At 63.2% G+C, this 14,165-nt stretch carries 13 protein-coding genes and 1 pseudogene; 2 read left to right on the top strand and 12 right to left on the bottom strand.

Going from position 1 to position 14,165, the window contains the following annotated elements; genetic code table 11:
* Positions 1-54 precede the first annotated feature (54 nt).
* From V5F68_RS19040 to traA, 12 genes and pseudogenes are all read right to left on the bottom strand, one after another.
* Entirely contained in the window at positions 55-1,482 is a 1,428-nt protein-coding gene (locus V5F68_RS19040; RefSeq protein ID WP_394016359.1) for an HlyD family type I secretion periplasmic adaptor subunit, read from the bottom strand.
* Positions 1,469-3,610 (bottom strand): type I secretion system permease/ATPase, encoded by a 2,142-nt coding sequence (locus tag V5F68_RS19035; RefSeq protein ID WP_394016358.1) that lies wholly within the window; start codon positions 3,608-3,610, stop codon positions 1,469-1,471. Before V5F68_RS19035 ends, V5F68_RS19040 begins: the two co-directional genes overlap by 14 nt.
* 597 nt (positions 3,611-4,207) lie before the next feature.
* Complete coding sequence (locus V5F68_RS19030; protein ID WP_394016357.1) at positions 4,208-4,681, bottom strand: hypothetical protein; 474 nt, start codon at positions 4,679-4,681, stop codon at positions 4,208-4,210.
* Between the two features lie 35 nt (positions 4,682-4,716).
* Positions 4,717-5,910, bottom strand: a complete 1,194-nt coding sequence (locus V5F68_RS19025) for a COG3904 family protein (protein WP_509274727.1) — start codon at positions 5,908-5,910, stop codon at positions 4,717-4,719.
* The gene (locus tag V5F68_RS19020; RefSeq protein ID WP_509274726.1) at positions 5,907-6,344 is read right to left on the bottom strand and encodes a hypothetical protein; all 438 of its coding nucleotides are present in this window, start codon (positions 6,342-6,344) and stop codon (positions 5,907-5,909) included. The genes V5F68_RS19025 and V5F68_RS19020 overlap by 4 nt, the downstream gene beginning before the upstream one ends.
* A gap of 74 nt (positions 6,345-6,418) precedes the next feature.
* On the bottom strand, positions 6,419-6,919 hold the full coding sequence (locus V5F68_RS19015) for a hypothetical protein (protein WP_509274725.1): 501 nt from the start codon (positions 6,917-6,919) through the stop codon (positions 6,419-6,421).
* Between the two features lie 626 nt (positions 6,920-7,545).
* Positions 7,546-8,613 (bottom strand): annotated as a pseudogene (locus tag V5F68_RS19010) (recombinase family protein); the annotation flags it as partial.
* A 28-nt stretch (positions 8,614-8,641) separates the two neighbouring features.
* Positions 8,642-8,875: a hypothetical protein gene (locus tag V5F68_RS19005; RefSeq protein ID WP_281805241.1), complete on the bottom strand. Its 234-nt coding sequence runs from the start codon at positions 8,873-8,875 to the stop codon at positions 8,642-8,644.
* 118 nt (positions 8,876-8,993) lie between these two features.
* Positions 8,994-9,290, bottom strand: a complete 297-nt coding sequence (locus V5F68_RS19000) for a helix-turn-helix domain-containing protein (RefSeq protein ID WP_281805239.1) — start codon at positions 9,288-9,290, stop codon at positions 8,994-8,996.
* On the bottom strand, positions 9,290-9,616 hold the full coding sequence (locus tag V5F68_RS18995; protein ID WP_281805236.1) for a type II toxin-antitoxin system RelE/ParE family toxin: 327 nt from the start codon (positions 9,614-9,616) through the stop codon (positions 9,290-9,292). Before V5F68_RS18995 ends, V5F68_RS19000 begins: the two co-directional genes overlap by 1 nt.
* Positions 9,617-9,912: 296 nt before the next feature.
* Positions 9,913-10,131, bottom strand: a complete 219-nt coding sequence (locus V5F68_RS18990) for a helix-turn-helix transcriptional regulator (protein ID WP_281805234.1) — start codon at positions 10,129-10,131, stop codon at positions 9,913-9,915.
* 130 nt (positions 10,132-10,261) lie between these two features.
* Positions 10,262-13,237, bottom strand: coding sequence for a Ti-type conjugative transfer relaxase TraA (gene traA, locus V5F68_RS18985; RefSeq protein ID WP_281805232.1), 2,976 nt, complete (start codon positions 13,235-13,237; stop codon positions 10,262-10,264).
* A 172-nt stretch (positions 13,238-13,409) separates the two neighbouring features.
* Between traA and V5F68_RS18980 the strand changes: the two genes are divergently transcribed.
* Both V5F68_RS18980 and V5F68_RS18975 read left to right on the top strand, forming a co-directional pair.
* Entirely contained in the window at positions 13,410-13,736 is a 327-nt protein-coding gene (locus V5F68_RS18980; protein WP_281806382.1) for a conjugal transfer protein TraD, read from the top strand.
* A 1-nt stretch (position 13,737) separates the two neighbouring features.
* A complete protein-coding gene (locus V5F68_RS18975; RefSeq protein ID WP_281805229.1) occupies positions 13,738-14,082 on the top strand; it encodes a conjugal transfer protein TraD in 345 nt (114 codons plus the stop codon).
* Positions 14,083-14,165: the final 83 nt, after the last annotated feature.

Below are 14,165 nucleotides of genomic sequence, written 5' to 3'. Positions count from 1 at the left end.
GACTGCCTCTAATAGTGAACAGGCTTTTGTGTTACGGTTAAGCCTCGTCAACCGCTACCTCTCCCGCCCGAAGTCGTGCTTGTACCGCAGAAGTGGTGAAAGCAGGAACTCGATTACCCTGCGCCGGCCGGTCTTGATCTCCGCTGTGATGGCCATGCCCGGTTCCAAGGACATCCACCCCTCTTCGGTCTGGAGGCCGGTCTCGCTCACTGTAATGTGCGCGATATAGGCTGGCTGCTGCGCTTGGCGCTCCGCATCGCTTTCCGGCACCTCGGCATCGCTCGGCTTTGAAGCCTGCGTCTGCGGGGCCGCGACATCGCGGCTCACATTCGTTACCGTCCCGTGCAAAAGACCGTAGCGCGTGAAGGTGAAAGCCTCCACCTTGATCTCTGCCGCCTGTCCTGCATGAACGAAGCCCACGTCCCGATTGGCGAGATTGGCTTCAATCTCCAGGTGGCTGTCCTTCGGCACCACCATCATGAGCGGCTGCGCCGGTGTCACCACCCCGCCGATGGTGTGGACGGCAAGTTGCTGCACCGTGCCGTCCACCGGGGCGGTAAGGGTCTGGAGACCACGGCGTTGGGCCGCTTTCACGGCATCCTGGCCATGCTCGGCGGCTTGTGTCTGCGCCTTAGCCAAATCGAACAGCAGGGTCTTGCGGTATTCCGCCTGGGTCTCGTCGCGCTGGCGTTCCAATGCGCCGAGGGCTTCTGCAACTTCCTCCCCGCGGTGAGTATCTACGATAATCTGCCGCTGCTGCTCCACCATCTGCTGCTCTGCCTGAAGGGAAAGCAGCTTCGTGCCAAATCCCTTCTGCACGAGGGCATCGCGGATCTCAAACTGCCCCTTCAGCATGGGCAGAGCCGCTTCGCCCTTTTCGATGGTGGCCTTGACCTCACGTGCTTCCGCCTGCTTCTGCGCGATCTGGCGATCGAGCGCGGTGAGCTTGGCCTGGTGTTCGGCGCGCTGCTCCTCGGTCTGCCGCCGCGCGGTTGTGACGAGAGCCGGATCGACGCCTTCGGGCGGCGCGAAGATGGAGATGTCATCTGCGAGCAACGCGGTCACTCGGGCGATATCGAGCTGGTCCTGCATGAGGTCGCGGTCGAGACGCCTTTCGTCCGCTTCGTTGGCGGTGGGGTCGATCTCCACCAGCACGTCGCCAGCATTTACGATGTCGCCGTCGCTGACGTGGATGGCTCGCACCACGCCGGTCTCGAACGGCTGAATCGTCTTGGTTCGCCCGGTCGGCACAATCCGCCCTGGAGCCGTCGCAATGATGTCAATCTTCCCGACGCAGCTCCAGATCAGCGCTGCCACGAAGAAGCTCACGATCGTGCCCCCGATGGCCCGCCCCAGGGGAGAGGCTGGCGTCTCCATGATTTCAAGGGCGGCCGGCAGAAACTCCAGTTCAGCCCGCGAACGGGGAGGTTTTGGGCGCGGCAGGGGCACCACCGTGGCGGATGCTGTTTCAACCGACTTCATGGAGGCCTGCCTGCAGACGATGGAGGCTGGCATAGCGGCCCCCCGTGCTGATCAGTTCGTCATGGCTGCCATCCTCAACGAGCCGACCCCGCTCCAGGGTGAGGATTCTGTCGGCCCTACGCACCGTCGAGAGGCGATGGGCGATGATAATCACGGTGCGCCCTTGCGCGATCCGGCTCATATTCTGCTGCACCGCCCGTTCGCTTTCATAATCCAGCGCGCTGGTGGCCTCATCGAATATCAGGATGCGAGGGTTGCCGATGAGGGCTCGTGCGATGGCGATGCGCTGGCGCTGGCCGCCGGAAAGGCTGCTGCCGCGTTCGCCCACCATGGTGTCATAGCCTTGCGGCAATTCCAGAATGAAATCGTGTGCGCCGGCTAGTTGCGCTGCCGCGATCACCCGTTCCATAGGCAGGCTGGGATCAACGAGGGCGATATTTTCCCGCACCGTGCGGTTAAACAGAACATTCTCTTGCAGCACCACGCCGACCTGGCGGCGCAGCCACGCCACGTCCACCATGGCGAGATCTACGCCATCCACCAGGACCCGGCCATTCTCCGGGACGTAGAGGCGCTGCACCAGCTTGGTCAGCGTCGACTTACCCGAGCCAGAAGGTCCGACGATGCCCACCATTTGGCCTGGTGGAATCGTCAGGCTGATATCGCTGAGAATGGTTCCTCCGTCGGCCCGATAGCGGAACGTGACATGTTCCAAGGTAACCGCCCCACGTATCGCCGGCAGCGGTGCTCGGCCAGGACTGAAGGTCGGCTCCGGCGTTGTGTTCAGGATATCTCCGAGGCGTTCGATGGAGATGCGGGCCTGGTGGAAGTCCTGCCAGACCTGCGCCAACCTCAATACAGGCTGGGCAACACGCCCCGCCAGCATATTGAACGCCACCAGCTCACCGACAGTAAGCCAGCCGTCGATTACGAGGCGGGCGCCGAAATAGAGCGTCGCCGCAGTCACCACCTTACTGATGAGCTGCACGCTTTGGCTCGCCCAGGTGCCCAGGCTCAACACCGAAAAGCTGGCACGGACATAGGCGGCAAGTTGCTCCTCCCAACGCCGCTGCATCTGCGGTTCCACTGCCATGGCCTTGAGCGTCTCCACGCCCGAGACGCTCTCAACCAGGAAGGCCTGGTTTTCTGCACCGCGATTGAACTTCTCCTCCAGGCGCCGGCGAAATAGTGGCGTCACACCCAAGGAGAGGCCGACATAAAAGGGAAAGGAGCCGATTACGATCCAGGTCAGCAGTGGCGAATAGGCAAACATCACCGCCAAAAACACCACCGTGAAGACGAGGTCGACAAGAAGGGTCAGCGAGGAACTAGTTAGGAAATTGCGGATGTTCTCCAACTCCCGCACCCGGGCCACCGAATCACCCGCCCGCCGCGCTTGGAAATAGGCGATGGGCAGGCCGAGGAGATGACGATAGAGCCGCGCGCCCAACTCCACATCGATACGGTTGGTCGTATGGGCAAAGACATAAGTCCGCAACGCGCCAAGCACGGTCTCGAAGATGGATACGGTCAAGAGTCCGATCACGAGAAGATCGAGCGTTGTCAGGCCGCGATGCACCAAAACCTTGTCCACGACGACTTGAAAAAAGAGCGGAGTAATCAATGCAAAAATTTGAAGAAAGAAAGACGCGATCAGCACCTCGGCGAGTAATCGACGGTACTTCGTCATAGCCTGGAGGAACCAGGTAATGTCAAAGCGTCGGCTGAGATCGGAAAGTTGCGCGCGGCGGGTCATCAAAATGAGGCGGCCGCTCCACACCGCCTGAAACTCGGCCCGCGTCATCTGCGCGGGACGCCCGGAAACGGGGTCATGAATTAAAGCCGTGTCGTCGGTGACTTTGCCGAGAATGACAAAGGACCCGTCTATCCGCTCTGCAATCGCCGGCAGGGGAGTACGGGTGAGCTTCTGCCAAAACGAAGTAAGAGCCCGAGCCCTCAAGCCGAGGGCTTTAGCAGACCGCAAGATATCCGGCACCCCGGTAGGAGCTCCGCCGAGTTGATGCTGAAGCGGCTCCACCTCTGCCGCAATACCGTGCATGCGAAGCATGAGCACTAAGCATGCAAGCCCGGACTCGCGGACCTCGTTGGATCCTGCCTTCGGCCTCATGCAGCCATCCTCCCCATCCATTGAGATTATGGGGCCAGACAATCACCGAACACAAGGCGGAGGGAGATAAAGATGGATTATGACTTCGGGAAAACGGCAGAATTTCCCTACGTGTATCTTTATATTTATAACTATTACTCTAGGTAGCCTGACCCAGAGGACAATATAAGCCGATTCGCGATATATTTTACATATCCGTAAGGTACATAATGAATTGTATGGATTATTTATATTATTAACTAAAAATATATAATGTAATTATATTTTTACAGAAAAAATAATGTATTTAGTATCCACCATAATTTATAGAAATTATCATAAATAATGATTTTGACACGGGGTGCATGTTTCATCATATACAATTCACTTCAATAAATCACCTATTTCTAATTGTATTTCTATGAAATTCAATATCACCATTGCGAGCATTTAGTGAAAAGCTAGTCCGAGATTTTTTTCTGAACCGACACCGCTCACTCTCGACGGATGAATTCTGGATGAGGGGAACGCAGCGCAACCAATGCTTTCTGATCACAATTTTGTCACCTCGGACTCCGGCTTCGGGCGAGCCGCTGATGGTCCCTTTCACCACTCCCCTCATTTTTTCTTTGAGAGAACGATTCCGCAGGCCTTGAGGGTGGCGATGAAGGCATCTTCTCGGCCGTCATCCGGGAAGGTGAGGGTCTGGCCTGCGATCGATGCGGTCAATTCCCCCTTCTGCGCCATCAGATAGGTTGCGAGGCTGGAGGCCTGCTGGTTCTCCGACAGTCGGGCGATGAAGATCGGGCCGACCTTGCTCGGCTCGACGGCCATGTCGATGGAGAGCGGCGCGGCATTCCCAGCCCGGAACGTCGCCCTCTGAGCGGTCGGTTTGGCCGGCATGAGATCGGCGCGGATGGTGAGGCCGACCATGATATCCCGATCATCCTGGCATTCGAAGGCGAGCATGGCCTTGTCGCTCGGCAACATGGCGATGGAATAGGGGCGCCGGGATTGGGCATCGACACCGTTCTTGACGATCCAGGCGACAGGCGTTGCGGCGAGCACGGACGCCATGAGCGTGGCAATCATGTCTGTGGTTCCTTTGATGGACAGGGACGTGGAAGTCACTCGGTGCAGTTCGCCATGGCAAGGTGGATCAAGCGGCGGTCCCCGAAGACGCGGAAGCGCAGGGCGTCCTGGATGGACCAATCGGCGCGGGAGAGATCGCCCCCGTCCTGGAAGGAGACAGCGACTATGGCTTCCAGCTCTTGGAATGACACGCCAGAGAGCTCCAGAACGGCGATGAGCTGAAACGGCGCCTCGGCGGTGGGGCTGGGCTTGATGTCGAGCACGCGCGCGGCGAGTTTGCGCGTGCCGCCGCGCTCGAAGCGCACCTCCATGTCGAGGTTCTCCAGCATGCTCAGCACATCGTCCGGCCGGCCGGTCTTCTGCCCGAGCGCCGTATCGCGCGAGCCCGGTTGGAACACCAAGGCGACGAGCGGGTTCTTGCGGCCTCTGCGGCAGAACAGGCGCAGGCGGGTGGTATCGTCGAAGCGGCTCGTGGCCACTTCGGCAGTGGCGCCGATGTCTCTGCCCATGCCCCCGGCGGCCTCTAGGCTGAGGGGTGCATAGCGGCGCGCCGTGTTGTCGACGTTCCAGGCGCGCATCTCGTCCGCCGTGAGCCAGCGGGGTGCGCCCTCCGGCGTCTTGGCCGACATCGCCAGAAAGCGGGGATCGATGCCCATGCTCAGCGTATAGTCGATCAGCCGCCCCATGATCTGCTGGGCATAGGCGGTCGTGCCCGAGAAGGAGAACTGATGCACGCCGAGCCGGGTGCCGGTGGCGCCCTCGAAGCGGTCGAACTGGTCCCCCTGGTCCTCGGCGCCGGGATCTTGCGTGATCATGTAGCGTTTCACGCCGCCGAGGATGGCATAGGCGCAGGCGCCGACGCAGATCTCCCCGAGGCTGGTGCCGAAGCCGGCCTTGCGGATCAGTTCGCCCAGCTTAGCGGCGGAGGCGAGATCCCCGCCGGGCGAGACGAACTGCAGCATGCCGCCATCGGGATTGTCGCGGGCGAAGGCGGCGAAGGCCTGCGGCGTCTCCGGCGTGATCATGCCGACGGCGAGGTCTGAGCGCTCGACGGCATTGCCGCTGCAGATCGCGTTCGGCGGAGAGAAGAAGCGCATGGGCTTGCGCAAATCGGCGGGGCGATAGTCCGGCGCCTCGCAATCCGGTTCTTCCGCCTGCGCCCGGCTGGAGGGAGCCGCCACCGCCAGGAGGGCGACGGCGCCGAGGCTTACGAAGATGCGGGAGATCATCCCTCGCTCCGCATGGTCGGCTCGGTGCGGTTCGGCTCCATGGGATGCGGCTCGGTGCGATAGGGCGGCCGGTCGATGGCGAGGCTCCATCGGGTCTTGGCGTACCAGGTCTCCTGCGAATCCGGATCGGCGAACACCCAGCCGTGCTCCAGATAATTCTTGGCGGTGAGTTCGTTGCCCTTGACCGCGAAGAAGATCATCAGGCCGAGATCGAGGATGCAGACCATGACCACCATCATCCCCACCTCCTTCGGCTCGAGGTCCGCCAGGCTCTGGCTGATGGTCGTGGAGAAGTTGATCACATTGATCAGGATGCCCCAGACATAGAGGCGGCGCAGGAACAGCGGAATGCCGAAGAAGGTGGAGAAGAAGAACAGGACCCAGCTCCAGCCGACCTTGATGCGCTTGAGCTCGCCCGTCTTCGGGTTTTTCATCAGAACTTTCATGCTTTCCCCCATAATGAAGCGATGATGTGATGACGCGATGGAAACGCGCGTGAGATCGCGGCTCAGCGCTGCGCCGTGGCGGGCGGGGCGATCCCAACGCCGCCGCTGAGCACGAAGCCGCGCTGGCCATCGGCGCGTGCGACCGGGATGAGTTCGGCCGGCGCCTCGCCCTTCGGCTGGATGACGACGAGGGCGTCGACCCATTGCAGCGTGTCGCCGACGTCGAGGATGGTGCAGTCGCCGGTGCTGGCGAAGAGATCGCGCACCCTGCGCCGCGCCGGTCCCGGCCGCTCCGACAGGATGGCTGTGAGCTGTTGCGGGGTGCGGCAGAAGACCGTGCGCTCGACGATGGTGCAGCGGCCGCCTTCGACGCAGCGTTCTTCGCCCGGCTGCGCGACGGATGCGGCCTTCGACGCCGAAGCCGTCTTTGGGGCTGACCGCAGCGTGGCGAGCGCGGCCAAGGCCTGATCGAGCTCGCGCTGTGCCTGTGCTCGCTCGCGCCGCACTCCTTCCAGGGGATCGGGACCACCGCCGCCCGCCAGACCCTGGAACGCCTGCGCCATGCCGTATGGCCCCCGTGCCATGCCCCGGTTTTTACCGAGACCGACAAACGGGATGATGGGGTGTCAATCGCAGGCTTGTGGCCGGGTTTTCCGGTGCGTTCGATCCAATCGAGGATTGCGCCAAGCTCTCCTTGCAGGGTGATGGAGAGGTCGCGGCGCATCGGGCCGGGGGTGATGATGATGCCGTCGATGATCTCGCGGATCGCCTCGGCCGCCTCTGCCGCGTCGTCGGGGTGGTCGAGCGCGGCGGTCAGGCGCTCGATCCTACGCCGGTAGGTCTCGGCAATGCCGGGGTGGATGTCGGGAACGTCCTGTGGCGCGTCGGAGAGACGGGCGGTGAGGCTGTCCTGTCGGGCCTCAAGCTCGGTCAGGCGGTCGGACAGGGCGCGGTGATACCCGCCTTGCTCGATGACGCGCACGATCTCGGCAATGGCTTTCGTGATGTCGCCCAGTTCCTTGCGGCTGGCTTCGGCCGAGTTTCGGCGGTCGCGATTGAGCCGGTTGGTTTCCTCGGCATAGACTCGCATGGCCTCGGCGGCGATCTCCGGCGTCATCATTCGCTCGCACAGGCCGGCCAGCACACGCGCTTCCAGAGCCTTGCGGTCCACGGTGCGGGCGTTGTCGCAGCCATTGCCCAGCACATGATTGGTGCAGGCGTAGCGGTCCTGCCCGCGACGGGCATAGGAGCCGCCGCAGCAGCCGCAGAACAACAGGCCGGACAGCAGGGTGCGCGGGCGATGGGTGGCGTTGAGGCCGCCATTTCGGGCGAGGCTGCGCTTCATGCCCTCGCGCGATGCCTCGATCTGGGTCTTGTACCGAGCGGTCAGCTCGTCCTGCCGCGCCTTGGCGGCGTCCCATAGCTCCTGCGGCACGATGCGAAGCTCGGGAGCCTCCGAACGTATCCATTCGCTTTCGGGATTGACCCGATAGGCGAAGTGACCCGTATCGGGGTTTTTCAGCTTCTTCTGCCGGTTCCAGCGGATCACGCCGACGTAAAGCTCGCAATTGAGGATGCCGGAACTGATGATGCGGTTGCCCCTGATGGTGGTGTCGTTCCAACGCTTGCCGGTGGGGCTGGGGATGCCGTCGCGGTTCAAATCGGCGGCGATGCGCTGCGGCCCCTTTCCGGCGACATATTCGCGGAAGATGCGGCGCACGATCTCGGCCTGTTCCTCGATGATCTCGCGTTCGCCACGGATCGGCTCGCCGCGCGCGTCGAGCTGCTGGACGACGCGATAGCCATAGGCGTTGCCACCGCCAATCTTTCCGGCCTCGACACGGCCCCTGATGCCGCGATGGGTCTTGATGGCAAGGTCTTTGAGGAACAGCGCGTTCATCGTGCCTTTGAGGCCGACATGGAGCTCGTTGATCTCGCCCTCGGACAGGGTGAAGATGGTCACGCCCGCGAAGCGCAGGCGTTTGAAGACGCCCGCCACGTCTTCCTGATCGCGGCTGATGCGGTCCAGCGCCTCGGACAGCACCATGTCGAAGCGCCCTGCCTGTGCGTCGGCAAGCAGGGACTGGATGCCAGACCGGATCAGGGACGCGCCCGATATGGCCCGGTCGAAATAGGTCTCCGCGACCGTCCAGCCCTCGCGGGCGGCGCGCTCGCGGCACTGGCGCAACTGGTCCTCAATGGAAGCGTCACGCTGGTTGTCGGAAGAATAACGGGCATAGAGCGCAACGCGCGGCATCGGACGGGCAGTCATCGGGGCGGTCCTTTCACTCCTTGTCGGCCCCGTCCCCCGTCGCCTCGGATGCGTTGGGCCTGTTGTCGTTGGCGGCGGTCAGCCGCTCGAAATCCTCTCGCGCCATGCGGCGGCCGATGATGCGGGCCAGCGTCAGCGCTGCGCGGTCGATCTTGAGCCAGGTTTCCGCACTCGGCTCGCCCTGCGGGCCGTTATTGTCGTTGGCCGGTTTGAACCGTTCCGGCCTTGATTCACTGTCGTCTTCCATGCCGCTTCCTGCCGTGTTTTCGAGACAAACAGGCATGAAGCGGCACGGGATTCAGCCTGTGAAGGCATAAAACTCACGCGTGCGGCGTTGGCGAAGTATCGGCGGCATATAGGACGGGTCACGCTGCCTGCAAAGCCTTCTGAACAGCCTTCGGCGCGCGGTCGATGACCAGAAGATAAGCGCGAGTCGGCCCTTCCGGTTGGCGCGAACCCTGTTCCCAATGGCGCAGCGTGTTGACGCTGAACCCGAACCGTCCGGCAAATTCTTCCTGCGTCATGTCGAGCTTCGTGCGGATCGCCTTCACGTCGATCCGCTCGGGAACATGGACGCGATAGGCGTTCGCGTCGGCCTTGCCCTCGGCATAGGCCAGAGCCTCGTTAAGGCCACGCCGGATGCTGTCGGCAACTGTGTTCATCACTTTCTCCTCTTGAAGGCGTCCACCAGCAGCATGGTCAATTGGCGGAAGTCGTTCTTGTCCTGCTGGCTCAGATCGGCCCGCTCGTTCTTGGCGTAGGCGGTGAGCGCAAAGAGCGGCATGTCGGCGTCGTGGTAGAAGTAGATCACCCGCGCGCCGCCGCGCTTGCCTCGCCCTTCCAGCCCCCAGCGGACCTTGCGGATGCCGCCTGTCCCCGGAACGAGATCGCCGGCCGTGGGATTGTGGGCCAGATAGTCCACCAGCAAAGTACGCTCGTCATCGCCCATCAGCTTGCGCGTCGCCGCCAGGAACTCCGGGGTTTCCACGACACTGACGGGAACCGATTTTGCCTTGTTTGATATTACTCCACTGACTCAGTCGATGCAATCGAAATGATGATCCAATGGATTATAATCGTGCCGCCCCTGCCGCCTGTTCGTTCCGAATTGGGAGCGCGACCGCGCCCACAATCCGCCCTTGCCTGCTTGGAGAGCCCTGACCGGAGCGGCGGCGGGCGGTCAAGGCGGGCGCTTCAGCGCCCCTGCGCAGCGGCTCGGCCTTGAGGGCTGACGCCGTTCTGGTTCCATCCCTACCGGCAGCAAAGGCCATGCCTCCGCCCTCATCAGAAATCATCGAAGTCGGACTCGCTCCGTGGACGCCATCCGACGGGATTGGCGATCCATCGATTGACATCGGACTCCTTCCACCCCGTACCGTTGACGCTGATCCTGATCTGCGCGGGAAAGGTGCCCTCGGCGATCTTGCGGTAGATGGTGGACCTGGACAGCCCGGTCCAGGCAAGGACGGTTTTCAGGCGGATGATACGGTCTGGTTGGCGCATGGCTGGCCTGCCTCATGCTGGCTGTTTCTGACAACTGCTGGGACCAGTCAGGTCAGGCGGTTACACGCGCGCAAGAGGGTTCAACACGTCGCAGGGCTGTGGCGCAGGAACGGCGGCAAATCGGATGGGTTCAGATGCCGATGCCGCGTCCCCTGCCGAGGCCGAGACCGTGGGTGAAGGCGAGTTCCTGGCCGAGGCTACGGCCTGATTCCATACCGATGCCGAGGTCTTTCTTGCGGCCCGCTAGGATGGACTCTAACTGCGGATCGCGTTCGAGGCTTTTGGCCATATTGCCCATCTCTGCCCGCGTCGCCTTGTAGCTGGAGATGTCGCCCGCCTGATACTGGCGCTGGCTGGTCTGTTCGAGCTTCCGCCAGCGCTCCACAAAGCGGTCGGCCCGCCAACCCGGATTGCGGCCGGGATCGGTGCGGATTTCGGTTTCGAGCTGGACGGCGCGCACGGCACGAGCAACCTGGCCGACCGCCGTCTCGCGGACAAGGTCTGGGTTCTTGACATAGGCTGCTTCCGCATCGCGCCAGCCATACGGGCGAACCTCCTCGAAGGCCTTGCGGGCCTCGGTCAGTTCCCGCATCTGTACAGGACTTGCCTTGCCCTCCGCGTCTCCGGCGCTGAGGATCGCATCGATGGCGCGGGCATGGCGCACGAGGGCATCGGTGCGGGCGCGGCGCAACGACACCTCCGGGTCTTCCGCCGCCGCACTTTGCGGCCCCTCCCTTTCCAGCCGCTGCACACCATTCCCGCCGGGCACAGCGTCTGCGGGGGAGCGCACCCCGTCGAGCATCCCGTCGATCCGGTCGCGCAGCTTTTCGGGCACGAGTCTGCGCACGATCTCGGCGACACGGGCGCGGAAGGTGATGCCGCGCCGCTCGGCGTAATCCCGCGCCGGATCGATCTGCTCATAATCGGACGCCATGTCCTTGGCCCGGTCGCGCGACAGGGTGCGCACGAGCCGGTCCTGATTGGCAAAGTCGTCGCGGCCGTAATGCAGCTCCATGCCGTCGCGATGTCGCGACAGGGCGACATAGCTGCCATGGGCATCCAGCCCAGGTGTCGCCAGAACATGGGTGCGGTCCACCGTCATCCCTTGCGCCTTGTGGATGGTCGCCGCATAGCCATGGTCGATGCGGTCGTAATCCTTCAGGTCGAAAGCAACGGAACGGCCGTCATCGGTGCGCACCGACATGGATTGTTCGCTGACCTGTTCGATGGTGCCGAGCGTGCCGTTTTTCACGCCAAGCCCGCGTTCGTTTTGCAGGAACATGACGCGATCCCCGCTGGCAAAGTTCCGCTCGCCGCGCTCGACCGTGACGCGCACGTCCTCGCCCAGATCGCCGGCCTCCCGCATCCGCTCGCGTGCTGCCTCGTTGAGTTCCTGTACCTCGGCATTGGTATGGGTCAGGATGATGCGGCTATCGTCTGGATGCGCCTGCCGGTCGCGGTCCCAGCGCTCGATCAGATTTTTCCGCGCGTCCTCCCGCGTCGGAGCGGCATGGACCATGTCGTGGGAGCGGTAGGCTTCAAGAGCGTTGCCGGTTTTACCACTGGCAAGATTGCGCGTGGCGTCGCGCTGCCAGTCCTCGCGCTGGCGGCGCACCTCACCGATCTCCGCGCCGCCGTGGCGTTCGTGAATCGAGCGGAAGGCCGCGCCGGCTTCTATTGCTTGCAACTGCCGCGGATCGCCGACCAGCACGACCTTTGCGCCAGCCTCGGCGGCATGGGACAGCACGCGCTCCATCTGCCGCGTGCCGACCATGCCGGCCTCGTCGATCACCAGAACATCGCGGGCGGTGAGCACGTCGCGGCCCTGTCCCCAACCATGTTCCAGGCTGGCGATGGTGCGCGACGCGATGCCCGATCCGCCTTCCAAATTTTCCGCCGCGATACCGGACAGCGCCACGCCCCGGACCTCGTAGCCAGTCGCTTCCCAAGCCTCGCGCGCCACGCCCAGCATCGCGCTCTTCCCCGTCCCGGCATAGCCGACCACAATCCCAAGATCGCGCCCGTCCGTGACATGCGCCAACGCATCGGCCTGCTCGCCGGACAGAACAAGGCCGCGTTCTTCCGCACGGGCAAGCGCCGCCGCTCTGTCCCTGTCGTTGACTTCATGATGTTCGCGGTCGGCCATCAATTCAGCGGCGCGGTGCAGGCGCTGTTCGGCCTCGATCATCTCGCGCGTGGTGAAGCGGTCCTCGCCGCGTCCGTCCTTGCCGAGTTCGACCAGATTGGGCGAAGTGCGCATCGCGCTCATCACCTCATTGAACTGGTCGATCCCGTCGCTGTGCCGGTGCGCGAACATCGCCATGTCCCGGCGCGTGAAGGTCGATTGCTGATGGGTGATGGCGTCCAGCGCCAGGGCTGGATTGGCGATGATGCGCTCGCCGTTGCCGCGCGCGATCTCGAGGTGCATTTCCGCGCGGTCGGCGGCTTCGATCCCTTCGCCCTCGATCCGCTGCGCGGTTGCGCCGATCTGGCTTTGTGGCTCCAGCGCGATGCCCTGGGCCTCCAGGCTGCGATGGTCGATCCGTGCGTCGATGTCGAGTTCGGCCAGCCGTTCGTTGGCGAGCGCGGCCCAGCGTTCCCGCCAGCGTTCGACCATCTCGGTGCGGTTCCAGTCCCGCACCTTCGGGCCGAAGCCGTTTTCGTCCACCGCACGCATGGTCAGCATGACATGGGCGTGGGGTTTGGGACTCCCATCCTCGGCCCTGTCCCAATGCACATTGAGGTCGGCGATCATGCCCTGATCGACGAATTCGGACCGCACGAAGTCGCGGGCGAGTTCGATGCCCTGCGTCTGCGTCATCTCGCGCGGAAGGGCGAACTCCACCTCGCGGGCAAGCTGGGCGTCCTTGCGGACCTCGAAGGCTTCCACATCGTTCCAGAGCCGTTCGCGGTCGCTCCATTGCTCGGGTGCGTTCTCCGGCAGCAGCACCTCGGAATGGACGACGCCGCGTTTGGCGGAAAAGTCCTGCACGCGGTCAATGCGCTCGTCGCGCAGCCGCGAGGCCGAGCGGTAGGCGGCGGACGCCACCGCGCTCGAACCGGATTTACGGCCAATGACCTTGACATGGAGATGATAGATCGCCATCGCGATCAGATCATTTGCACGACAAAGCGCACGTCGGAACGACGTATAAGCGCGCCCTCCCTCGAAAAAATCTCGGGAGGGACCGGGCCGTGCCACACCGTCCCGGCAACCTTACAGCATTCCGGCAGAGGCTCAACTATCATCGCTCCATCGACAACTTATGGAGGACATGATGCGCAAGCCACGGGACTTCGACGCGGAACTGAGGTCGCTCGAAGACAAGACGCGAGACCTGAAAGCCCGCAAGGTGCAGCAGCTTGGCGAACTGGTCATTTCGACCGGCGCCGACGCCCTCAGCCCCGACGAACTGGCGGGCGCGCTGATCGTGCTGGCCGAGACGAAGGATGCCGGAAAGAGGGAGGCATGGGCGAAGCGCGGGGCCGCGTTCTTTCACGGCCGGGCGCGGCGACCTGCATCGGCGCCTCACCGCGACGCGGGCGGCGCTACGGCACAATCGGGCGGCGCGCAACCGGCATCAGGCGGCGCGGGCTCGACATGACATGCGCACATGGCAGGTCGAGCGCCGCAAGCGCACCCGGCATCTGATCGAACTCGGCGGCCTCGTCGTCAAGGCCGGCATCGTGGACCTGACCGGCGATGACCGCGCCATCATCCTCGGCGCGCTGCTCTGGATGGCCGACAAGCTGCAAGGCGATCACGGCGATCACGCGCGAAGCCTGTGGGCTGCAAAGGGAAAGCAGGCGTTCGAGTATGACTGGCCATCAGCATCGCCAAACGACACGGCCCCTTCGGCGCGCGTCGTGGTCATGGAAAGAGAACGCGCAGCAAGCCATCCGCCAGTTGGAGGCCTCCAAAAACCCCTGTGCAAATCGGCGTTGGGCTGATTCTCTCGCTGCTTTTTGAGGCGGATCGCGGGCATGGTGGATCAATCGCCGAGTTTCTTCGACTTCGATGATCGGATGGCGGC

It is taken from the genome of Roseixanthobacter pseudopolyaromaticivorans (genome assembly GCF_043195145.2).
In the GTDB taxonomy this organism is placed as follows: Bacteria; Pseudomonadota; Alphaproteobacteria; order Rhizobiales; family Xanthobacteraceae; genus NCEH01.
This window is presented reverse-complemented; position numbering and strand designations above follow the sequence as displayed.